This is a genomic window from Sphingomonas sp. OV641 (assembly GCF_900109205.1).
Lineage (GTDB): Bacteria > Pseudomonadota > Alphaproteobacteria > Sphingomonadales > Sphingomonadaceae > Sphingomonas.
Window position 1 is genome coordinate 102,888 of the sequence record NZ_FNZB01000003.1, and the last position, 20,399, is coordinate 123,286.

Annotated in this window: 19 protein-coding genes; 13 read left to right on the forward strand and 6 right to left on the reverse strand. The window is 66.1% G+C overall.

Going from position 1 to position 20,399, the window contains the following annotated elements:
* Positions 1 to 9 precede the first annotated feature (9 nt).
* The 5 genes from BMX36_RS14440 to BMX36_RS14460 all read left to right on the forward strand — a co-directional run bounded on the left by BMX36_RS14440 (position 10) and on the right by BMX36_RS14460 (position 4,876).
* Positions 10 to 1,275: a DUF445 domain-containing protein gene (locus tag BMX36_RS14440; protein ID WP_256210823.1), complete on the forward strand. Its 1,266-nt coding sequence runs from the start codon at positions 10 to 12 to the stop codon at positions 1,273 to 1,275.
* Positions 1,276 to 1,414: 139 nt separating this feature from the next.
* Complete coding sequence (locus BMX36_RS14445; protein ID WP_093066585.1) at positions 1,415 to 2,512, forward strand: ABC transporter permease; 1,098 nt, start codon at positions 1,415 to 1,417, stop codon at positions 2,510 to 2,512.
* Positions 2,512 to 3,324 (forward strand): ABC transporter ATP-binding protein, encoded by an 813-nt coding sequence (locus tag BMX36_RS14450; RefSeq protein WP_093066587.1) that lies wholly within the window; start codon positions 2,512 to 2,514, stop codon positions 3,322 to 3,324. Before BMX36_RS14445 ends, BMX36_RS14450 begins: the two co-directional genes overlap by 1 nt.
* A complete protein-coding gene (locus tag BMX36_RS14455; RefSeq protein WP_066781961.1) occupies positions 3,324 to 4,286 on the forward strand; it encodes an MlaD family protein in 963 nt (320 codons plus the stop codon). The genes BMX36_RS14450 and BMX36_RS14455 overlap by 1 nt, the downstream gene beginning before the upstream one ends.
* 8 nt (positions 4,287 to 4,294) lie before the next feature.
* Positions 4,295 to 4,876 (forward strand): ABC-type transport auxiliary lipoprotein family protein, encoded by a 582-nt coding sequence (locus tag BMX36_RS14460; protein WP_093066977.1) that lies wholly within the window; start codon positions 4,295 to 4,297, stop codon positions 4,874 to 4,876.
* A gap of 142 nt (positions 4,877 to 5,018) precedes the next feature.
* On the opposite strand, the gene BMX36_RS14465 is transcribed toward BMX36_RS14460, so the two are convergent.
* The 4 genes from BMX36_RS14465 to hemC form a co-directional block, all read right to left on the reverse strand.
* Positions 5,019 to 6,425, reverse strand: coding sequence for a M20/M25/M40 family metallo-hydrolase (locus tag BMX36_RS14465; RefSeq protein ID WP_093066589.1), 1,407 nt, complete (start codon positions 6,423 to 6,425; stop codon positions 5,019 to 5,021).
* Between the two features lie 108 nt (positions 6,426 to 6,533).
* The gene (locus tag BMX36_RS14470) at positions 6,534 to 7,445 is read right to left on the reverse strand and encodes a hypothetical protein (RefSeq protein ID WP_093066591.1); all 912 of its coding nucleotides are present in this window, start codon (positions 7,443 to 7,445) and stop codon (positions 6,534 to 6,536) included.
* Between the two features lie 23 nt (positions 7,446 to 7,468).
* Positions 7,469 to 8,137 (reverse strand): uroporphyrinogen-III synthase, encoded by a 669-nt coding sequence (locus BMX36_RS14475; protein ID WP_093066593.1) that lies wholly within the window; start codon positions 8,135 to 8,137, stop codon positions 7,469 to 7,471.
* Positions 8,134 to 9,039: a hydroxymethylbilane synthase gene (hemC, locus tag BMX36_RS14480; protein ID WP_093066595.1), complete on the reverse strand. Its 906-nt coding sequence runs from the start codon at positions 9,037 to 9,039 to the stop codon at positions 8,134 to 8,136. Before hemC ends, BMX36_RS14475 begins: the two co-directional genes overlap by 4 nt.
* A gap of 89 nt (positions 9,040 to 9,128) precedes the next feature.
* On the opposite strand from hemC, the gene tsaD reads away from it, so the two are divergent.
* Genes tsaD through BMX36_RS14495 form a run of 3 tightly spaced genes read left to right on the forward strand, consistent with a single transcriptional unit; the run spans position 9,129 to position 11,646 of the window.
* Entirely contained in the window at positions 9,129 to 10,154 is a 1,026-nt protein-coding gene (gene tsaD, locus BMX36_RS14485) for a tRNA (adenosine(37)-N6)-threonylcarbamoyltransferase complex transferase subunit TsaD (RefSeq protein WP_093066597.1), read from the forward strand.
* Entirely contained in the window at positions 10,151 to 11,122 is a 972-nt protein-coding gene (locus BMX36_RS14490) for an NAD(P)H-dependent glycerol-3-phosphate dehydrogenase (RefSeq protein WP_093066599.1), read from the forward strand. The genes tsaD and BMX36_RS14490 overlap by 4 nt, the downstream gene beginning before the upstream one ends.
* Positions 11,122 to 11,646, forward strand: coding sequence for a DUF1697 domain-containing protein (locus BMX36_RS14495; RefSeq protein ID WP_093066601.1), 525 nt, complete (start codon positions 11,122 to 11,124; stop codon positions 11,644 to 11,646). The genes BMX36_RS14490 and BMX36_RS14495 overlap by 1 nt, the downstream gene beginning before the upstream one ends.
* Positions 11,647 to 11,667: 21 nt before the next feature.
* Here BMX36_RS14495 and BMX36_RS14500 read toward each other — a convergent pair whose 3' ends face one another.
* On the reverse strand, positions 11,668 to 13,521 hold the full coding sequence (locus BMX36_RS14500; RefSeq protein WP_093066603.1) for an AsmA family protein: 1,854 nt from the start codon (positions 13,519 to 13,521) through the stop codon (positions 11,668 to 11,670).
* Positions 13,522 to 13,637: 116 nt separating this feature from the next.
* Positions 13,638 to 13,799 (reverse strand): DUF1674 domain-containing protein, encoded by a 162-nt coding sequence (locus tag BMX36_RS14505; protein ID WP_082746362.1) that lies wholly within the window; start codon positions 13,797 to 13,799, stop codon positions 13,638 to 13,640.
* A gap of 41 nt (positions 13,800 to 13,840) precedes the next feature.
* Here BMX36_RS14505 and BMX36_RS14510 point away from each other — a divergent pair, with 41 nt between their 5' ends.
* The 5 genes from BMX36_RS14510 (at position 13,841) to BMX36_RS14530 (ending at position 20,291) form a co-directional block, all read left to right on the forward strand.
* Complete coding sequence (locus BMX36_RS14510) at positions 13,841 to 15,133, forward strand: RsmB/NOP family class I SAM-dependent RNA methyltransferase (RefSeq protein WP_093066979.1); 1,293 nt, start codon at positions 13,841 to 13,843, stop codon at positions 15,131 to 15,133.
* Between the two features lie 133 nt (positions 15,134 to 15,266).
* Complete coding sequence (rpe, locus tag BMX36_RS14515; protein ID WP_066781953.1) at positions 15,267 to 15,926, forward strand: ribulose-phosphate 3-epimerase; 660 nt, start codon at positions 15,267 to 15,269, stop codon at positions 15,924 to 15,926.
* Complete coding sequence (locus BMX36_RS14520; protein ID WP_093066605.1) at positions 15,923 to 17,659, forward strand: heparinase II/III family protein; 1,737 nt, start codon at positions 15,923 to 15,925, stop codon at positions 17,657 to 17,659. The genes rpe and BMX36_RS14520 overlap by 4 nt, the downstream gene beginning before the upstream one ends.
* Positions 17,660 to 17,798: 139 nt before the next feature.
* Positions 17,799 to 19,370 carry a bifunctional phosphoribosylaminoimidazolecarboxamide formyltransferase/IMP cyclohydrolase gene (gene purH, locus BMX36_RS14525; RefSeq protein ID WP_093066607.1) on the forward strand — a complete coding sequence of 524 codons (1,572 nt, stop codon included), beginning with the start codon at positions 17,799 to 17,801 and terminating at the stop codon, positions 19,368 to 19,370.
* 327 nt (positions 19,371 to 19,697) lie between these two features.
* Positions 19,698 to 20,291 (forward strand): TonB family protein, encoded by a 594-nt coding sequence (locus BMX36_RS14530; protein ID WP_093066609.1) that lies wholly within the window; start codon positions 19,698 to 19,700, stop codon positions 20,289 to 20,291.
* Positions 20,292 to 20,399: the final 108 nt, after the last annotated feature.

Here is a 20,399-nt window from a genome sequence, read left to right on the forward strand (position 1 = left end):
TGTTCGGGCATGATCCCAGTTACGCTGCGGCGCCCATCGGAGACACGTGCGCCGGCCGGTCTGGTGCGGATGCGCGTGATCGCGACCGGGATGCTGGTCGCCATGGCACTGGCATTCCTGCTGGCGCGCGCGCTTGATGAAGTTCACCCGGCGTGGGGCTTCGTGCGAGCGTTCGCCGAAGCGGCGATGGTCGGCGGCCTCGCCGACTGGTTTGCCGTCACCGCTCTGTTCCGCCATCCGCTCGGGCTGCCAATCCCGCACACTGCCATTATTCCGCGCAACAAGGACCGGATCGGCGATCAGCTCGCCACATTCCTGCGCGATTATTTTCTGATCCCCGTCGTGGTGGCGCGCCGGATGCGACGCATGGACGTGGCAAGCGCCGCCGGGCGCTGGCTGGCGAGCCCGTCCGCCGGGAGCCGACGCGTTACCCGCGGCGCCTCTCGGCTGGCGGTCGAGGTGCTCCAGGCGCTCGATCAGGAGCGGCTGGGCGGCATGGTGCGCGGCGCCATGGTCCAGCAGGTGCGCCGGATCGAATTGTCTCCCCTGCTCGGCCGCGCGCTTGAGGCTGCGATGGCGGAGAACCGGCACCAGCCGATCATTGATGGCATCGTTCGCTGGGCCGGCCGCGTGCTGGAGGCGAACCAGCAGGTCGTGCGCAACATGGTGCATGAACGGGCCGGCACGATCCTTCGCTGGACCGGCCTTGATGAGACCATCGCGAACAAGATCATCGACGGGCTGGACAAGATGCTGGTCGACATGGCCGAGCAGCCGGATCACCCCCTGCGCACAAAGGCCGAGGAGGGCCTGGCTACGCTCGCCCGCGATCTTCAGCACAAGCCGGAGATGCAGGAGCGGGTCGAGGCCCTGAAGCTCGCCCTGCTCGAGAACCCTGCGATGCAAGGCTGGATCAACGGCCTTTGGGAGCAGGCGCGCCACGCCATGCTGCGCGCGGCGCGCGATCCGGAGCGGCTGTTGTCGGGCGGCATTGGCGAGATGCTGCGCCAGTTGGGCCAGACGCTGGAGAGCGACGTCCGGCTTCGCAACACGCTGAACCGCTATGTCCGCCGGGTGGCCGTCGGCACGGCTGCGGATTATGGCGACGTGATCGTCGGCCTCGTTTCCGAGACGGTGCGCGGCTGGGACGCGCAGACCATCACCCAGCGCCTAGAGCATTCCGTGGGCAAGGATCTGCAGTTCATCCGCATCAACGGCACGCTGGTGGGCGGGGCGGTGGGGCTTGTGATCCATGCTTTGGATGTCCTGCTCTGAACCGCGACACCGCAGACGGGCGATCCTCGGGCGAGCTCAAGGGCGCCGTTCAGGGTTGTAACAATGCCGCACATGCAACAACCGGACGAACTGTACGTTCATCTTGATGATCTGCGGAGTTTTCCGCAAAGGGTGGGGGATGGGCGCATTGGCCGAATTCAGCGAGGACGGGGGCAGGCTGCGCGTCACCGGCGACCTGCTGCTCTCCCGCTTGGGTGATCTGCCCACGCGTCTCGATTCCCATTCGGGTTCGATCTCGGAGGTTGATCTCTCCGGCATCGGGCGCATGGATACGATCGGTGCGTGGGTGGTGCACCGCTTCGCCAAAAGAAAGGGCGTGCCGGTCACCGGGCTGAAGCCCGAGCTTCAGCATCTGCTCGAGCAGGTGGGAAGCGCCGATCAGCCGGTTTCAACCCGGCCGAACTATGTCAGCCCGTTCAACCGCGTGCTTGGTGAAGTGGGCGAAGCGGTGGTCATGTCCGGCCGCACGTTGCTGGGCCTGCTCGGCTTCTTGGGCGCGACCGTCCTCGCCTTCGTGAATGTCATTCGCCACCCACGACGCTTTCGCTTCAATGCGACCGTTCAGCGGTTCGAGGTGGTGGGCGTATCGGCGCTCGGCATTGTCGGGCTGATGAGCTTTCTGATTGGCATCGTTATCGCACAGCAGGGCGCCGTGCAGCTTCGACAGTTCGGCGCGGAGGTGTTCACGATCAACCTGATCGGCCGCATCACCCTGCGTGAGCTTGGCGTGCTGATGACGGCGATCATGGTGGCGGGGCGATCCGGCTCTGCGTTCGCCGCGCAGCTCGGAACGATGAAGCTGACGGAGGAAGTGGATGCCATGCGAACCATCGGCGTATCGCCGATGGAGGCATTGGTGCTGCCGCGTACCCTTGCCGCCGTCATGCTGATGCCGCTGCTTGGTTTTTATTCCTCGCTCATCGCCATCATCGGGGGTGGGCTGCTGTGCTGGCTGCAGCTCGAGATCCCACCGGTCACCTATGTCGCGCGGCTGCGCGAAGTGGTGCCGATTACCGATCTTTACGTCGGGCTGATCAAGGCGCCGGTCTTTGGCGCGATCATCGCGATCGCAGGGTGCTTTCAGGGCATGCAGGTGGAGGGCGATGCCGAGCAGGTCGGCACCCGGACCACCGCCGCGGTCGTTCAGGCAATCTTCCTTGTCATCGTGCTCGACGCTTTCTTCGCGGTGTTCTTTGAACGGATCGGCTGGATTTGATGAGCAGTTCCGAGAACATCATCGAAGTCCGTGGTCTCAAGAACGCGTTCGGCGACCAGGTCGTCCATGAAAAGCTGGACCTCGACGTACGGCGCGGCGAAATCCTTGGTGTGGTTGGCGGTTCCGGCACGGGCAAATCGGTGCTGATGCGCTCGATCATCGGGCTTCAAAGCCCCGTGGCCGGCGACGTCACAGTGTTCGGCGAGCCCACGATCGGGCGCGAAGAGACGGAAGCGGTCGAGATCCGCAAGCGCTGGGGCGTGCTGTTCCAGGGGGGCGCGCTCTTCTCCACGCTGACCGTGGCGGAGAATGTGCAGGTTCCGCTGCGCGAATTTTACCCGAACCTCGAGCTGACTTTGCTGGACGAAATCGCCTCGTTCAAGGTGATGATGACGGGCCTGCCGGCAGAGGCGGGCCCCAAATATCCGGCCGAGCTTTCCGGCGGCATGAAGAAGCGGGCCGGTCTGGCGCGGGCCTTGGCACTCGATCCCGAGCTCCTCTTTCTGGACGAGCCGACCGCCGGGCTGGACCCGATTGGCGCCGCGGCCTTCGATGATCTGACCAAGTCGCTCCAGAAGACGCTGGGGCTGACGGTCTTCCTCATCACGCATGATCTCGATACGCTTTACGCCATCTGTGATCGGGTTGCCGTGCTGGCGGACAAGCGCGTCATCGCCGTGGGAACGATCGACGAGCTGCTCGCGCTGGATCACCCATGGATTCAAGAATATTTCCGTGGACCCCGGGGACGAGCCGCGGTGGCAACACGAGACGCTGCGGCAGAAGCAACAGCAAAGTCAGGGGCTAAGTGATGGAAACCCGTTCCAACCATGTGCTGGTCGGCGCCGTCGTGCTGATCCTGCTGGCAGTGCTGGCGCTGTTCACCGTCTGGATCGCGCGGCTGGGCGGCGCCACCCAGAACGAATATGATATCTTCTTCAAGCAATCCGTGGATGGGCTCGCGCGTGGCTCGCAGGTCACCTATTCCGGGGTTCCTTCGGGTCAGGTGAAGTCGATCCAGCTGTGGCGCAACGATCCGCAGTTCGTGCGCGTGCGCATCGAGGTGAGCCAGGAAACGCCGATCCTGCAGGGCACGGCGGCGACCATCCAGGGCAGTTTCACGGGGACCAGCACGGTCAGCCTGGATGGCGCTCGCAAGGGCGCACCGCCGATCGTCTGTCCGGAAAACGACAATGGCCAGCAATGTCCCTATGGCGTGCCTGTCATTCCGACGCGTACCGGTGGTCTTGGCGCGATCCTGAATTCCGCACCCCAGCTGCTGGAGCGGCTGTCCACGTTGACGGAGCGCCTGACCGGGCTGCTGACCGACAAGAACCAGGCATCGATCGCCGGCATTCTGGAGAATACCAATCGCCTGACCGATGCGCTGGCCGATCGCGGACCCGAGATCGCCGCCACGCTGGCGCAGACCCGTATCGCCATTCAGCAGGCTGGCAATGCCGCGCAGCAGATCGGCGAACTGGCGGCAACCACCAATGGCGTGCTGGCGGAGGATATTCGGCCAACGATCGTCAACCTGAACGACACGATTCGCTCGGCGAAGCAGAGCGCGGAAACGCTGAATGGCGCGATCCAGGATGCGCGGCCGGGGTTGCAAACATTCTCCAAGCGCACCGTGCCGGAGATCAACCAGCTGGTTCTTGATCTGCGGCAGATGTCGGCGGCGCTGGCGTCGGTGGCGGAGAAGGTAGACCGGCAAGGGGCCGGATCGTTGATCGGGCAGCAGAAGCTGCCGGACTATAAGGGCAAGTGAGGACGGATATGAAGAAGCTCCTGATCAGTCTTGCCCTTCTGCCGCTTGCCGGCTGTGTCAGCTTCGGTGCCAAGCCGCCGGAGTCACTGCTCAGCCTGACGGCGACGGAGCAGGTGCCGGTAGGCCAGGCGCAATCCTCCGCCGGCGCGCGCACGGTTTCGATCCAGGTGCCCGCAGTGCCGCAAGCGCTGGCGAACAATCGCATCCCCGTGCAGGCCAGCGCGACCGACATCGCTTATGTAAAGGATGCGCAATGGGTCGAGCCCCCGGCGCGGCAGTTTGCGCGTCTGCTGTCGGACACCGTGACGGCCCGAACCGGCCGGGTTGTCCTATCCGGCGCGCAGTCGCTGGCTGATCCCGGTGCGCGGCTTGCGGGTGAGTTGCGGATGTTCGGGGTCGATGCCGCCACTTCGGCCGCTGTCGTTACGTACGACGCCGCCTTGGTGCGCGACGAGGGCGGTGCACTGGAGAAGCGTCGCTTCGAGGCGCGGGTACCGGTGTCCGCGGTCGAGCCGGCGCCGGTGGGCGCCGCACTCAACCAGGCTGCCAATCAAGTGGCCAGCGAAGTGGCGGACTGGATCGGCCGGTAAGGGGCCCGTGTGAGGAATGCCGGCAAGGCGCCCTCAATAACGGCAAGTTGATCATTGGTGCAGAGCGATCGTCCTTCCGCCGGAAGGAAGGCTTGCCCGCGAACTCCCCGGCGAGAGACCCGCGGGCATGGCGCTTGCGGCGCTATTGCGCCAGTGTCTTTGCGAGGTCGAAGAGATAGTCGCGTCCTTCATAAAGGGACGTGACACGAATGCGCTCGTTCAGCCCGTGCGTCCCGTTCAGGTCGGGCTCCAGGAAGAGGCCGGGCACGCCGTAAACGGGCATGTTCAGCCTGCCGAAGAAGACGCCATCCGTCGCCCCAGTAGACATCATCGGCACGACCGGAACGCCCGGGAAGTGCTTGGCGGCGAGTGACTGCACCGGGCCCATGATCTTGGGGTCGAGCGGAGGCGGCACTGCAACCGGGCGGACAGGCTGGTTGGCGGTGACCGTCACCTTTGGTCCGGCAAGTTCCTTCAGCTTCGCCAAGGTGCCCTCGACGCTTTCGCCCGGGAAGATGCGGCAATTCACATTCGCCGTCGCCCGCTGCGGCAGGGCATTTTCGGCATGACCCGCGTTGACGAGCGTGGCGACGCAGGTCGTGCGAAGGGTGGAATGCAGCACCTTGTCCCGGCTGACGATCGCGTCGGCACTCTGGTCGGTCGGATCGGCCAGCAGGCGCTGGATGGCGGCTGACGTGGGTGACGGAAGCGCCTTGGCGCTGGCGGCGAAAAAGGCGCGGGTCGTATCCGAAAACTTGATCGGGAACTCATACCCTTGCACTCGCTTGATCGCGTCCGCCAGATCGTAGATCGCGTTCTCCGGTGTCGGAGCGGAACTGTGCCCGCCCGGGTTGGTGGCAACGAACGTGAAGTTCTGCGCGGCCTTCTCCCCGACCTGGATGGCAAGTGCCTGTCGCTTTCCGCGCGCGTCCAGCCGCCCGCCACCACCTTCGTTGAGGACGAAATCGGCGCGAACCAAGTCCGGTCGGTTCTTCGTGAGCCAGTCCGCGCCGTTGAACGCGTAAGTGGTCTCCTCCCCACAGGTGAGCGCCAACCTGATTGTTCGCTTCGGCCGGAAGCTCTGCTGCCTGAAGCGGATCATCGCATCGGCCCAGATCGACGACATGGCCTTGTCGTCGACTGAGCCGCGCGCATAGTAGAAGCCGCCTTCTTCGACGAGCTTGAACGGATCGCGCTGCCAATCCTCGCGCTTGGCAGCGACAACGTCCAGATGGCCGAGCAGCAGCATGGCGCCGAGCGTCGGATCGGACCCGGGGAGCGTGGCGACTAGTCCGCCGTCCTCTGGGTGATCCGGCGTGGAAAAGAGGACCAGGTCGCTGTCCGCATAACCCGCCGCCTTCATCCGGTCTGCAATCTGCCGAGCGGCGCGGGTGCAGCTTCCCTGATCGACCACCGTGTTGGTTTCGACCAGTTCCTTGTAGAGTTCGAAGAATGCTTTCTCGTCCGGTCGCTGCTGCGCGCTGACCGTCGTCGGTACCAGGGCTGAACCAGCCAATCCTGCTGCTATGATCCGCCAGTGACCCTGCATTCTTCTCTCCCGCTTATGTAAGCGGCAATGCTTGCAGGGAAACTTTGCTGAGGCAACGCTGCATTGTGCACGGCGCCCAGTACCGGAGGGAATGCGCCGGCTTCGTCGTCAGCCTTGGGAGTTTTCGGGTGCTGGCGGCACGGGAGCGGGCGGCGACGGCATGGTTTCGGCCGGCTGAGCCGCCTGCGCCGCGCCAGAGACGGTGCCGACGATGGCTGCCGTCTCTAGAATCTCGAGGGCGCGATCGGCGGCGACATAGCGGCGGGCGGCGCTGGTCCAACGCACGGCTTGCGGACCACCGGGAAGCCGCTCCACCTCCTCCAGCGCGGCATCCACCCTGCCGATGTCCACCAGCCGCCGAGCCCGCGTCAGCCGCTCGGATGGGATTGCCGAAGGCATGTTGGCGTCGCGCAGAACCACCAGGTGCCGCAACTCATCGATCAGGCCGTCAAACCAATGCTCAGTTCCCGGATTCAGCAACATGGAGGAGTTCGCCTCCAGTGCTTCACGAAGCCCCTCCAGCGTGACAGGATCACGGCCTACCTGAACGATCGTCTCCACGGCCTGCTGGTGGGTGCCGCCGAACCTTCTACGCAGCTGCTCCTCCAGATAGCCGAGTGGCTTGCCACGTTCGATCGACCGCCGCGCAGCGAAAGCGATAAGTATCGCTTCGGCACGGCCGGCGCGGTCGGCCGAGGCCGTCACGTCCAGCTGCATGCCCGCGGCACGAGCCTCAAGCGCCGCAAGCTGCGCGGCAAGCGCGCTTTCGCGCGTAGCGAGAGTCACCGGATCAAAAGGGCCGAGAACCGGGGCGCCGGCCGGCGCTGGCACCGCTTGGCCGCCAACGGTTGTCGTTGATGACGCACCCGGCGCCGAGCTCTGCTGCCACCAACCCTGGCGGTCACGCACGGACAGCCACATCAGCCCCAGGCCCACGAGGAGCGCGAGCACCACGAGCAAGGTGATAAGGCCAACTCGCGACCGGCGCGGAGCGGGATCGAGCGGCACAGCTTCGTCCATGAGGCCTTATCCCCAGTGGATGGTTAGTGGTCAATCGCGAGCGTGCATGCAGCCTGCACGAGCGCCGCATCGTTCGGCTCCGCGGCAATCAGGCTGCGATCCCAGCCCTTGCCTGCCGCTTGCGCGACGGCATCGCTGATGGCGGCGATCCGCACCGAGGCGAGGGAGGTGTGATCCCGTTCCAGAAGGCGACGAAACAGGGTGGCCGCGCGGGGCGAGTGAAGCAGGGTGACGGCGCTTTTTGCCAGACGCATCGTGCCAGGGGCGGGAATGCGCGGCTCGCTGGCATAAACGGGGATGTCCTCCACACCCGGCAGGGATATTCTGTCGCGCGCCGCAAGGCGAAGGATGCGATGCCAACCATTCCGATGTGCCAGCGAGAGGGCCTGCGCACCGTCACCCTGGCCCACCGCGGCGATCCTGAGGCCCGCGTCCTCGGCGGCGGCGGCCGTGCCAGCTCCAACGGCAATCACGGGCAGATGCCGCAGCACAGCCAGACCGGGCCCGGCGAGACGCGCGGCGTTGGCGCTGGTCAGCAGCAATGCGTCATAGGGATCGTCCGGCGGGGTCCATTCGATTGCAACGATGCCGAAGAGCGGCAGCCGCGCGACGGTCAGCCCCGCCGCTTCCAAACGTCTGGCGGTCGCGGCATTGCCAGGTTCCGGCCGCAGAACCAGCGCCGGCCGGGTCACCCCGCAAACAGCCGCCGGATCGACCCGGGCGCCCGCTCCAGCAGATCCGCCGCGAGCGCCTGGCCCAGCGCTTCGCCGCCATCGCCGCTCATGCTCCCAGAGATATGAGCAGTCCCATCCTCATCCAGCAGCTCGGCCGCCAAGGTCATCTGACCATCCTGCCAGGATGCAAGGGCTGCCACCGGCGAGTGGCACGTGGCGCCTAGGGCTGCCAGCAGCGCGCGTTCAGTCAGCACGCAGCGGTGGGTGTCCGAACAATCGATCGCGCTTACGAGATCGCGCGCAGGCCCCGTGGAAAGCGTTTCCACCCCCACCGCACCCTGGGATGGCGCTGGCAGCGTTGTGTCGAGCGGAAGCGGCGTGCCGGTACCGGGGCGCTCCAGACGCTCAAGGCCCGCCGCAGCGAGCAAGGTCGCATCCACCTCGCCCGCTGCCAGCTTGCCCAGTCGGGAATCCACATTTCCGCGCAGCAGGACAATCTGCAGGTCAGGCCGGCGGCGCAGGAGCTGGGCCCGCCGACGTGGCGAGCTTGTCCCCACCACGGCGCCCTGCGGGAGCGCTTCGATCGATTCCGCGCCAATCAGCCGGTCGCGAACGTCCGCGCGCGGCAGCATGGCCGCCACGACGATCTCCGCAGGCCGGATCGTCTCCACATCCTTCATGGAATGAACGCAGGCATCCACCTCGCCGGCCAGAAGTGCCCGGTCCAGCTCCTTCGTCCACAAAGCTTTGCCGCCGATTTCCGCTAGGGCACGATCCTGTATCCGGTCCCCCGTCGTCCGAACGACAACGATCTCGACATCGTCCCAGCCATGCACGGCCATCAGCGCGTCGCGGACCATGCCCGCCTGCGTGAGCGCAAGCGGGGAGCCGCGCGTGCCGAGCCTGAAGGTGTTTGCCATTGAAACTTCGTACCACTCCGTTCGGGGACGGCTTTATCAGCCCTGGACTGCCCTTCGACAAGCATCCGGCGAGCGGATAAGGGGGACAGATGCTCATTCTTGGCCTGGAATCCTCCTGCGACGAAACGGCGGCAGCGATCGTCACTGGTGATCGGCGAGTGCTGTCCCATCGGCTTGCGGGACAGGAAAGCGACCATCGACCGTTCGGCGGAGTCGTGCCGGAAATCGCCGCGCGGGCGCATGTTGAGGCGCTCGAACCGCTGGTGCAGGCGGCGCTGGCCGACGCTGGCGTCACGCTGGCGGACGTGGACGCGGTGGCGGCGACGGCCGGGCCTGGGCTGATCGGCGGCGTGATGGTGGGACTGGTGACCGGAAAGGCGCTCGCCCACGCGGCCGGCAAGCCGCTGGTCGCCGTCAACCATCTGGAGGGCCATGCCTTGAGCCCAAGGCTGGCCGACCCGGATCTGGAGTTTCCATATCTGCTGCTGCTGGTATCCGGCGGGCATTGTCAGTTGCTGCTGGTCGAGGGGGTGGGCCGCTACCGGCGCCTTGCGACGACCATTGATGATGCTGCGGGAGAGGCATTCGACAAGACGGCGAAGCTGCTGGGGCTGGGCTTTCCGGGCGGGCCGGCCGTGGAACGTGCCGCCCTGAAGGGAAGTCCCGCCGCCGTGCCGCTGCCCCGGCCGTTGCTGCGCTCGCCGGAGCCGCATTTCTCCTTTGCGGGGCTGAAAGCGGCCGTTGCACGCGTGATCCATGACTATTCGCCTGAGGACATCGCCGCGTCCTTCCAGGCGGCGGTGGTGGATTGCCTGCTTGATCGGACGCGCCGGGCGATGGCGCAGGCGAGCGGCGCAACCGCATTGGTGGTGGCCGGTGGTGTCGCGGCGAACGCCGCGGTGCGCGACGCTTTGTCCCGGCTGGCAAGCGAGAGCGATATGCGCTTTGTCGCGCCGCCGCTTTGGCTCTGCACCGATAACGCCGCCATGATCGCTTGGGCGGGCGCCGAGCGTTTTGCCGCCGGGCTGACCGATCCGTTGGATATCCCGGCGCGTGCGCGCTGGCCACTCGACCCCACCGCAGCAGCGGTACGCGGGGCGGGAGTGAAGGCGTGAGGATCGGCGTGATCGGCGGTGGCGCCTGGGGCACGGCCCTGGCGCAAGTGGCGGCGCGTGGCGGCGAGGTGCTGCTCTGGGCACGCGAACCTGAGGTCGTGGAAAGCATCAACGCCCGGCACGAAAACACGACCTTCCTGCCGGGCGTACCGCTCTCGACGCGGATTCGGGCGACTGGCCTTCTGGCCGATCTCGCCGGCAATGACGCGCTGCTGGTGGTCGCGCCGGCGCAGCATGTCGGCGCCGTGCTGGAGGCGACACCGGTCGGCGACACGCCGCTGGTGCTGTGCGCGAAGGGGATCGAGGCGGGGTCGCGTCGGCTGGTGGGCGAAATCGCACAGGCGGTGCATCCTGCCGCGCCGATCGCGGTCCTTTCCGGCCCCACGTTCGCGCATGAGGTAGCGGCAGGCCTGCCGACGGCCGTGACCCTCGCCTGCGCCGATGAAGCGCTTCAGGCGAAGCTTGCCGCCCGGCTCGCCAGCCCGAGTTTTCGCCCCTACGCCTCCGCCGACGTGACCGGCGCGGAGATAGGCGGGGCGGTGAAGAACGTACTCGCCATCGCGTGTGGCGTGGTGGAGGGGGCAGGTTTGGGCCAGAATGCCCGTGCTGCGCTGATCGCCCGCGGTTTTGCCGAAATGACGCGCTTCGGACTGGCGCGCGGCGCACGGGCAGAGACTCTGGCGGGGCTTTCCGGACTGGGCGATCTGGTGCTGACCTGCTCATCCACCAGCAGCCGCAACTTTTCGCTTGGCCTGGGTCTTGGAGGCGGCGCGAGCGCTGCCGACTTGCTTGCGGATCGCCGCACCGTGGCCGAAGGAGCGTTCACCGCGCCCGTTCTGGCCGAAGCGGCGGATGAAGCCGGCATCGATATGCCGATCACAACGGCGGTCTGCCGCCTGCTTCAAGGCGTGTCGGCGCGAGCGGTGATCGAGGATTTGCTCGCACGACCGCTGCGCGAGGAGGGCTGATGCGTCTGGCGGTGCTTGCGCGCGCGATCAACGCGGGCAAGCCGCTGGCGATGGCTGATCTGCGCGCGCTGCTCGAAAGGCAGGGGCTGGGGGATGTCCGCACCATCCTGGCATCCGGCAATGCGGTGTTTTCGTCAAATGAGGATGCAGCGCTCGTCGAGAAGCGTCTGGAACAGGCGGCCCAAAGGGAGCTTAATCTCGAGACTGCGTGGTTTGTCCGCAGCCATGATGAGCTAAGCGCGATCGTTGCTGCAGCGCCCTTCCCGGAGGCGGTCGCCACGCGCCCAAATCATGTCCAAATATTCTTCCACCATGAACCTGTAGATGGCGGTAGGTTGCAGGACCTGACCACGGTGTATGACGGCCCGGAGCGGCTGCTGGCGATCGGGCGCGAACTGTACGTCGACTATCCGGATGGGATCGGCCGCTCCAAGCTGCCGGGACTGTTTGCCAAAGCCGAGCTGCCGCTGTCGACGGGCCGAAACTGGAATACGCTGCTGAAGCTGGTGGAGGCGACGCGCTGAACCGCGGTCAGGCGGCGATGATCATCGCAGCACCTGGCTGCTCAGCGCCTGACAGTCGGCATCCTGCGCAATGGGCTCCTGTCGGCCGCTGATGGCTCGGCCAAGCGCCTTCAACACGTTGCCAACCGACTTCACCTCGCGCGGCACGACCACGTCTGGCTCACTGATCGTTCCGGTCATTGTTGCCGAACCGGGCAGCTTCAGGACGGCATCGTGCTTTGGTGCGCCGGTCAGCCGGATGGCCAGCCGCTCGTCCGGGAAGGAAATCGTGCCCTGGCCGTCCAGGCGGCTTTGCGACGTGTCGACAATGAAGGGACCGGCTTGTCCAACGCCATTGCGCATCGTCAGGCCAACGATCACGCAGCGCAATACCGCGCGATCCTCTCTCCCAGCGAGCAATGTCCCGCCGGCGTCAAAGCCGAGCGCCTCCGCAACCTCTTTCGGGAGCGCCCCGTTGCGGGCGGCCAGACCGATGCGACCACTGGCGTTGCCGACGGCTTCGCGGATCGTGCTCCCACGACCCTCGAGCACCGCACGCGCATCGACCCGCCCGGTTACCGATCCGCCGCCGCCAGCGAGGGCAGGAATGCTGCTGCCAATCAGCCGAAGATCCAGCTTCACCAGCGGAACCGGGCCGTTGTTGCCCTGATCGACCACGGCTGTTCCCGCGATCCGGCCCTGCCTGAGCCCGATTACCATGGGAGAGACCGTCAACACCCGATGATCGAGGGTCAGCGTGCCCGCCATGGAGGTGAGGGAGGAGGGGCCGTGTCGGCTGACGATCCGTGCGACCCGGAAGGTGAGGCGGCCGTCCGTGCGGCCGATCTTGGCAAGATTCACTCGCGTGTCGGGCACGATTCGCGGCCCGATCGCCTGTTTCCGGGCTGCAGCCCGCCTTAAGCCTGCGTCGGAAGACAGGTCATCGAAGTCCAGCTGGCGAGACGAGAATGAGCCTTGCAGCTTGGTTCGATCGCCATCCTTGATGACGGTCAGTTCGCCGGTGAGATCCGATCGGCCGATCCGGCCATTGAGCCGGTCGATCAGCCAGCGGCCTGGCTCACGGCGAACCTTCGCAGACAGCACGACCGGCTGGGTGTGGAACAGACCAGCTTCGATCACAGCGTCGATCAGCTTCAGGTCCCGCGCCCGCGCGGACACCTCAAGCGACATATGCTCCGTGTCGAGCGGGGCTGCCATAGCTCCTTTGGCGTGCATCGACAGGTCGGTTCCGGTCAGCCGGGCATCAAAGGGCCATTTGCCCCTGTGCTCCCCGGAAACCGCCGGTGCGCTGACGGCGATGCGAACCGGAACGTCGCGTATCTCGCCCCTGCCACTCACACGCAGGCCGGCAGATTGATTGGAGAGGAAGTTCAGCGCGAACCAGCGGTCGCGCTTCTCATCCCGATAGGTCAGGCGCGAGTTGCTGACACTGAGCTGATCGAGGCCGCCGCCGCCGGTGCCGCCGCGCCCCGTCGTGCCACGCCAGCTTTCGCGCCCGTCGGCGGCTCGTACGAGATTGAGTTCGGCGCCGGAAATCGTCACGTCGCCGAGCGCCAGCCTGCCGGTCAGAAGCGACAGGGCGCTGAAGCTCACTTCCATTTGGGCAACGCGGGCAAGATCGTGCGGGCCAGCCCATTGTGGGCCTGGAATGCGGACATCGCGCAGCCGGACGGAGGTCGTGAACCCGAAGTGGTCGACCCGTTCCATGGTGCCGATCGTTACCGGTCGGCCGAACCGGGCGGTCATCCGGCTTTCCAGAACTCCCTTCAGCAACCCCCAGGGGAACGCCGCTATCGCAATCGCAACGATGGCGACGATCAGCGTGATGACGGTTGCCGCGATCCGGATACGGGGACGGGACAGCGAACGGAACATTGAAGGTGAGACGCCTGAAATCAGCGTTCGTTCCGGATACGAAAGGAGTGATGCGGCGGCGCTCGGCGCCCCTTCTACTTAGCGCTCCGTGAAACGAGCGCGACCAAGCGTGCCGATCAGAAATCGATCGCGACGCCCTTCTTTTCCCAATCGCCATATCGCACTGGATCGCGGCCGAGCGGATCTTCCGCCGGTCGCTCCATGGGCGCAGGCTGTGGCACGGGCTTGTTGGGGGACAGGTAAGCCGGCGGCTTAACATGAGGAGGGCGTTTTGACATCGGCTCTTCCGGTTGCGTCGTTAAGCCGCCACATGGGCCCGATGCCTTCTCCCGCCAAGCCCCGTTCGTCTTCTGGCCGTCGCCCGGCCGATCCTCCCGGTACCGCGCCGCGCCGCGCGGCCCTGCGCCTGCTGGACGCCGTTCTGCGCCGGGGCGAGCCGCTGGAGGCAGCGCTGCCCAATGCGACCCGTGGTCTGGAAGGCGCTGATCGGGGCCTTGCCCATGCCATCGCGGCCGAAACGCTGCGCCGTTTGCCCGATCTTGATGCCCTGATCGATTCGGCGACGCGCCAACGCCTGCCCGACGATGCGAAGGCGCGAATGGCGCTGCGCGTCGCGCTGGTCCAGACACTGGCGCTTGGCACCCCGCCGCATGCCGCGATCGCCACGGTTCTTCCGCTTGTCGACGGTGGACCGCGCAAGCTGGTTCATGGGGTGTTCGGCGCGTTGAACCGTGGCGGCGCAGAGTTGCCGGAACAGCCGTCGCTTCCGCCGGAGATAGCGGAACGCTGGGGCAGCTACTGGGGCGAGGGCGTGGTCAACGCGGCCGCAAGCGCCATTGCCGCGCCACCGCCGCTCGACCTGACGCTGGCCAAGGCGGACGGACTCGCGCCGGAAGGGGCAAGCTTGGCGCCCGACCACCGCCGTATCGTGGAGGCAGCCCCCGTCACGACGCTTGCCGGCTATGACGAAGGCGCGTGGTGGGTACAGGATGTGGCGGCTTCGCTGCCCGCCCGTCTGCTTGGAGCTGGCGAGGGGCACGTGCTGGACCTGTGCGCTGCTCCTGGCGGGAAAACGATGCAGCTTGCCGCCGCGGGGTGGAATGTCACCGCGCTGGAGATTGCACCATCGCGCGCCGCCCGTTTGCATGAAAACCTGGCCCGGACCGGCCTGCCTGCCCAGGTGGTGATCGCGGACGCGCTGGACTGGGCCCCCGCGGAGCCGCTCGACGCCATCCTGCTTGATGCGCCCTGTAGCGCCACCGGCATCTTCCGGCGGCACCCGGATGTGCTGTACCGTGCACACCCTGGCATCATCGCGGAAATGGCGGCGCTGCAGGCACGCCTGCTTGACCGTGCAGCGGCGTGGGTGCGACCGGGCGGAAGGCTGGTCTACGCCACCTGCTCGCTTGAACCCGCCGAAGGGGAGGAGCAGCTTGCGCGGTTCCTATCCGCTCACCCGGAATATGCCGTGTCGCCGCCGTCCCCCGGGGAGCTCCCGACCGGCATAGCGGCGAACGAAGCCGGCTATGTACGCACGCTGCCGGGCACGCTGGCCGATGTCGGCGGCTGCGACGGCTTTTTCATCGTGCGGCTTGTGCGTGCTTCCGCCTGACCGGATGGAAGGTTAAGGCATTGCCGTTACCCACACCGTTCGGGTCACGCCGATCAGCCATGTTTTCGTCCCTGTGAAGAGACGCAGAATGATCCGGCGCGGCAGAACGAACGAAGTTTGAGCGAGTTATCCGTTGAAGCCAGTCCGTATCGCCCCGTCGATCCTTTCCGCCGATTTTGCCAAGCTGGGCGAGGAGGTCCGCGCCATTGACGCTGCTGGCGCGGACTGGATCCATATCGACGTGATGGACGGCCATTTCGTGCCGAATATCACAATCGGCCCGGCGGTGGTGAAGGCACTACGCCCGCACACGTCCAAGCCCTTCGACGTGCATCTGATGATCTCGCCGATCGACGCCTATCTGGACGCTTTCGCCGAAGCTGGCGCGGACACGATCACCGTTCACCCCGAGGCCGGCCCGCACATCCACCGCTCGCTCCAGCACATCAAATCGCTGGGCAAGCGCGCCGGCGTCGTCCTGAATCCGGCCACGCCGGCCAAGATGCTGGATTACATCATCGATATGGTCGACCTGGTCCTGGTGATGAGCGTGAACCCGGGCTTTGGTGGGCAGAGCTTCATCGACAGCCAGCTGCGCAAGATCGCCGCCATCCGGAAGATGATCGAAGCGAGCGGGCGGGACATCGATCTTGAGGTGGACGGCGGGATCGATCCCGGCACGGCGCGACTGGCGATCGATGCGGGCGCGGACGCTTTGGTGGCAGGAACGGCCACGTTCCGGGGCGGACCGGCTGCGTACGCGGACAACATCCGTGCGTTAAGGGGCGCATGAGCGAACGGACGGACGATCTTCCCACTGCCGACGGGATCGACGAGGGCAAGCGGCTGGTGCGCGTTGGCGGCGACAAGGGATTGTCGCTCGCCGAGCGGCTGACCGACCGCTTTCACCGCCTGACCTGGCGCACGCCGATCCATGGTCTTCGACTGAAGGGTCGCCATCCGCTGAAGCTGATCGCGGTGCCGGAGGATCCGCTGTTCGGGGACGTGCCACGCGGACAGGCGCTGCTTGAGGGGCACATCCTGTTCCGCGGCGAAAGCCACCAGATCACCGGGCTGGACTTGCGCAGCTTCGCGCCATCGCCCGCCTTTGCAGAATTTCTCCATAGCTTTGCGTGGCTTCGCGACCTGTCGAGCGTCGCGACGCGGGCCGAAGGCGCACCGGTCGCCGAGGATCTGATGGAGCGCTGGCTGGCGGCGCACGGGGAACGGATCACCGCGCTGGCCTGGCGGCCGGATCTGTGGGGCCGGCGTATCCTGTTCTGGACGGCGCATGCGCCGCTGATCCTGTCTTCCACGGATTTGGTCTATCGTTCCAAGGTGTTGAACGCGCTGGCGAGGGGCGCGCGGCATCTGGACAGCAGCGCGGACAAAGCGCCGCCGGGGCCTCACCGGGTGGCGGCGTGGTGCGGGGTGATCGCCGCCGGGCTGCTGATCCCGGGTGGTGATCCGCGCAAGAGCTTCGGCGAAGCCGGCCTTTCCAGAGCGCTCGACGGCGCACTTTGGCCTGATGGCGGCCTTGTCAGCCGCTCGCCCGAGTCACTTCTGGAGATTATCGGCCTGCTCGTCATGCTGCGGGAAAATTATGCCGCGCGCCGGCAGGACCTGCCCGAGTTCGCACAGGATGCGCTGGCCCGGATGGTGCCGGCGCTGCTTGGCGCCTGCCACGCGGATCGTGCGCTGGCGAGCTGGCAAGGCGGCGGTCCCGTGCCGGCGGAGCAGGTGGCGCAGATCATCGCGGCGAGCGGCGTGCGCGCACGACCGCTGAAACAGGCGCGGGACTGGGGCTATCAGCGGATGACGGCGGGAACCACGGTGCTGCTGGTCGACGCAGCCCCGCCGCCGATCGCGCGCGTCGTGGAAGGCGGCTGTGCCTCCACCCTGGCGTTCGAGTTTTCGGACGGACCCGCGCGGATCATCGTCAATTGCGGCGGCGCGCGCGCCGCGGTGGCGGCATTGCCGAAAAGCCTGGTGCAGGGGCTGCGGACGACTGCGGCCCATTCCACCCTGACGCTGGCCGACACCAACTCGACCGCAGTCCATCCGGACGGGACGCTGGGCCGCGGCGTCGCCGAGGTAGAAGTCACGCGGCAGGAGTCGGAAAATGCCAGCCGGATCGAGGCAAGCCATGACGGCTATGTCCGTCGCCATGGCTTTGTTCATCGCCGGCAGCTGATCCTCACCGCGGACGGCAGGGAACTGCGCGGTGAGGATGTGCTGCTGCCCCAGGGGCGCCGCCGCCGGGCGGGGGCCGCAGCCTTCGCCATCCGCTTTCACCTGGGTCAGGGGGTGGAAGCCTCGCCCACGGCCGACGGGCTTGGCGCGGTGCTGCGCGTACCCGGCGGCGCGATGTGGCAGTTCCGCACGCGCGGCGACTCGCTGGCGATCGAGGAAAGCCTGTGGATCGACGGCGAGGGACGGCCGATCGCGACTCAGCAGCTGGTGATCGGCGGCGCGGCCGAGGCGGGCGGTGCGACGGTCGGCTGGGCATTGAAGCGCGCGCGCTGATTAAGGCTCCCCTCGCGGCGAGCGAGGGGGTAGGGGAGGCGCGAGCCCGTGCCATGCCCGGCCCCGCCGGCCGTGTCTCACGCAACCTCCACCCACAGCCCTTCCTTGCCGCAACGCAAAAAAGGGCAGCAGGATTATCATGACCGCCATCACCATCCGCCGCGCCCTTCTTTCCGTTTCCGACAAGACGGGGATCGTCGACCTTGCCACCACGCTGGCCGCCAAGGGCGTGGAGCTCGTTTCCACCGGCGGCACGGCCAAGGCGCTGCGTGAAGCGGGGCTGGACGTGCGCGACGTATCCGACCTGACCGGCTTTCCGGAGATGATGGACGGGCGCGTGAAGACGCTGCACCCGATGGTGCACGGCGGGCTGCTGGCGGTGCGCGACGATGCCGCCCATGCCGCCGCGATGCAGGAACATGGCATCGGCGCGATCGACCTGGTCGTGGTGAACCTTTATCCCTTCGCGCAGACGGTGGCGAAGGGCGCAGACCGGCCGGAGGTGATCGAGAATATCGACATCGGGGGCCCGAGCATGGTGCGCTCGGCCGCGAAGAACCATGCCTATGTCGCGATCGTCACCGACCCTGCCGACTATTCCATCGTCGCGCGCGGCGAGACAACGCTGGACGAGCGCAAGCGGCTGGCCGCCAAGGCCTTTGCCGCGACGGCGACCTATGACGGCATGATCGCGAGCTGGTTCGGCCTTTCCGACCAGAACGAGCAGTTCCCGGCGACCCTGCCCTTCACGCTCGAGACACCGACGGTGCTGCGTTACGGCGAAAACCCGCATCAGCAGGCAGCCTTTTACCGCCACGCCGGCCCGTCGACGCCGGGCATCGGCCAGGCGCGCCAAGTGCAGGGCAAGGAACTGAGCTACAACAATCTGAACGATGCCGACGCGGCGCTGGAACTGGTGAGCGAATTTCGCGATGCCGAGCCGACCTGCGTGATCGTGAAGCACGCCAATCCGTGCGGCGTCGCGACCGGCGCCACGCTGGCCGAAGCGTATGAGGCGGCGTTCGCCTGCGACACGGTGTCGGCGTTCGGCGGCATCATCGCACTCAACCGCCCGCTCGACGCCGCGACGGCCAAGGCCATCACCGGCATCTTCACCGAAGTGGTCGTCGCGCCCGATGCCGACGAGGACGCGATCGCGCTGTTCGCGGCGAAGAAGAATTTGCGCCTGCTGCTGACCGGCGCGCTGCCGAATCCGGCGCGTGGCGGTCTGACGGCGAAGACGATCGCTGGTGGCTGGCTGGTGCAGTCGCGCGACAATGGCGTGCTCACCGACGACATGCTGAAGGTGGTGACCAAGCGCCAGCCGACGCCGCAGGAACTGGCGGACTGCCGCTTTGCCTGGACGGTGGCGAAGCACGTGAAGTCCAACGCGATCGTCTATGCCAAGGACGGCAGCACGGCGGGCGTGGGCGCGGGGCAGATGAACCGGCTGGAGTCGGCGCGCATCGCGGCGTGGAAGGCGAAGGATGCCGCGGACAAGGCGGGCTGGACCACGCCGCGCACGATCGGCTCAGCGGTGGCGTCGGATGCGTTCTTCCCGTTTGCGGATGGGCTGCTGGCGGCGGTGGAAGCCGGGGCGACGGCGGTGATCCAGCCGGGCGGCTCGATCCGCGATGCCGAGGTGATTGCGGCGGCCGACGAGGCCGGCCTCGCCATGGTGTTCACGGGGATGCGGCACTTCCGGCATTGAGGGTGCGATCCGCCGCTCGCTGGGGCGGGCGGCGGTACGCTGCGTTAATATTATTACTAGCTTAGACGATCCCTGAATCCGCACGTGGCGTACGCCCCGCTTCGCTGCCGAAATCATCGCCGCAGCAGCTCAGTTTACGCGCCAACCTTTCTTATCTGAAATTGACGGGCGATAAGTGACTCACATCGCGACCGGACGATATTTCCCGGTTGGCGAACATTTCTAACGAGCGTTCCTTGTAGTTGTGTTCCACATCAAGCAGCGCTCGACATTCGTAAGCGTTTGGCTGATCAGTGACACTACAGGGTGCGGAGCATCGGAGGTTGCATGAGAACTCTTGAGCTTGCTTTGATATTGGTCGCGGCTCAAGGCCAGGGCGAGAGCGAGCCGCTCCGCGCACCAACAAACGTCAATCCACCTGTGCTAGTTTCGGGATCAATCGGCCCTGACGATTATCCAAAGGGATCTGATCGTCCATCGGGCACGACGAAGGTGAGTGTCGAAGTCGGTACCGACGGCACAGTGACCGATTGTCAAATTGCGTCCACTAGCGGATCCAAGATCTTGGACGATAAGACCTGTTCCATCTTCAAAGAGCGCATGCGCTACAAACCGGCGACAATGATGGACGGGAAATCAATTCCCTATCGCATCGAGCATAACGTTGGCTGGAGCCTTCCTGGCCCGCCAGAACCTCTCGCGACCATGAAGCCGTTCTGGAATGAGCTGGAATTAATCATTTCACCTGACGGAAAGGTAAAGTCATGCAAAGTTATAAAGGATCAAAAACCATATCCGCATCCGGGTAGTACCCCATGCCTCTGGGCCACTCAAAGTGGAGACTTCAAACCGTTTGAAGGGCCAAGTAACCGCAAGCTGCACTTCCGGTTCTCTTTGGAAGTGGAGGATGTTGCACGGTAGACGCTTAGTTTACGAGGACAGAGCTGATACGGTGACAGTTTTTGCGAGGCTTCCATCTTCAGTGGCGAGCCCCCTTTTCCAGAGCCGCGTTTGCAAAAGAGCGACTGC

Bases quoted from the DNA above. Each gene is read 5' to 3' on its own strand.
- BMX36_RS14440 (WP_256210823.1), top strand. From the start codon at position 10: ATGATCCCAGTTACGCTGCGGCGCCCATCGGAGACACGTGCGCCGGCC.
- BMX36_RS14445 (WP_093066585.1), top strand. From the start codon at position 1,415: ATGGGCGCATTGGCCGAATTCAGCGAGGACGGGGGCAGGCTGCGCGTC.
- BMX36_RS14450 (WP_093066587.1), top strand. From the start codon at position 2,512: ATGAGCAGTTCCGAGAACATCATCGAAGTCCGTGGTCTCAAGAACGCG.
- BMX36_RS14455 (WP_066781961.1), top strand. From the start codon at position 3,324: ATGGAAACCCGTTCCAACCATGTGCTGGTCGGCGCCGTCGTGCTGATC.
- BMX36_RS14460 (WP_093066977.1), top strand. From the start codon at position 4,295: ATGAAGAAGCTCCTGATCAGTCTTGCCCTTCTGCCGCTTGCCGGCTGT.
- BMX36_RS14465 (WP_093066589.1), bottom strand. From the start codon at position 6,425: ATGCAGGGTCACTGGCGGATCATAGCAGCAGGATTGGCTGGTTCAGCC.
- BMX36_RS14470 (WP_093066591.1), bottom strand. From the start codon at position 7,445: ATGGACGAAGCTGTGCCGCTCGATCCCGCTCCGCGCCGGTCGCGAGTT.
- hemC (WP_093066595.1), bottom strand. From the start codon at position 9,039: ATGGCAAACACCTTCAGGCTCGGCACGCGCGGCTCCCCGCTTGCGCTC.
- tsaD (WP_093066597.1), top strand. From the start codon at position 9,129: ATGCTCATTCTTGGCCTGGAATCCTCCTGCGACGAAACGGCGGCAGCG.
- BMX36_RS14495 (WP_093066601.1), top strand. From the start codon at position 11,122: ATGCGTCTGGCGGTGCTTGCGCGCGCGATCAACGCGGGCAAGCCGCTG.
- BMX36_RS14500 (WP_093066603.1), bottom strand. From the start codon at position 13,521: ATGTTCCGTTCGCTGTCCCGTCCCCGTATCCGGATCGCGGCAACCGTC.
- BMX36_RS14505 (WP_082746362.1), bottom strand. From the start codon at position 13,799: ATGTCAAAACGCCCTCCTCATGTTAAGCCGCCGGCTTACCTGTCCCCC.
- BMX36_RS14510 (WP_093066979.1), top strand. From the start codon at position 13,841: ATGCCTTCTCCCGCCAAGCCCCGTTCGTCTTCTGGCCGTCGCCCGGCC.
- BMX36_RS14520 (WP_093066605.1), top strand. From the start codon at position 15,923: ATGAGCGAACGGACGGACGATCTTCCCACTGCCGACGGGATCGACGAG.
- purH (WP_093066607.1), top strand. From the start codon at position 17,799: ATGACCGCCATCACCATCCGCCGCGCCCTTCTTTCCGTTTCCGACAAG.
- BMX36_RS14530 (WP_093066609.1), top strand. From the start codon at position 19,698: ATGAGAACTCTTGAGCTTGCTTTGATATTGGTCGCGGCTCAAGGCCAG.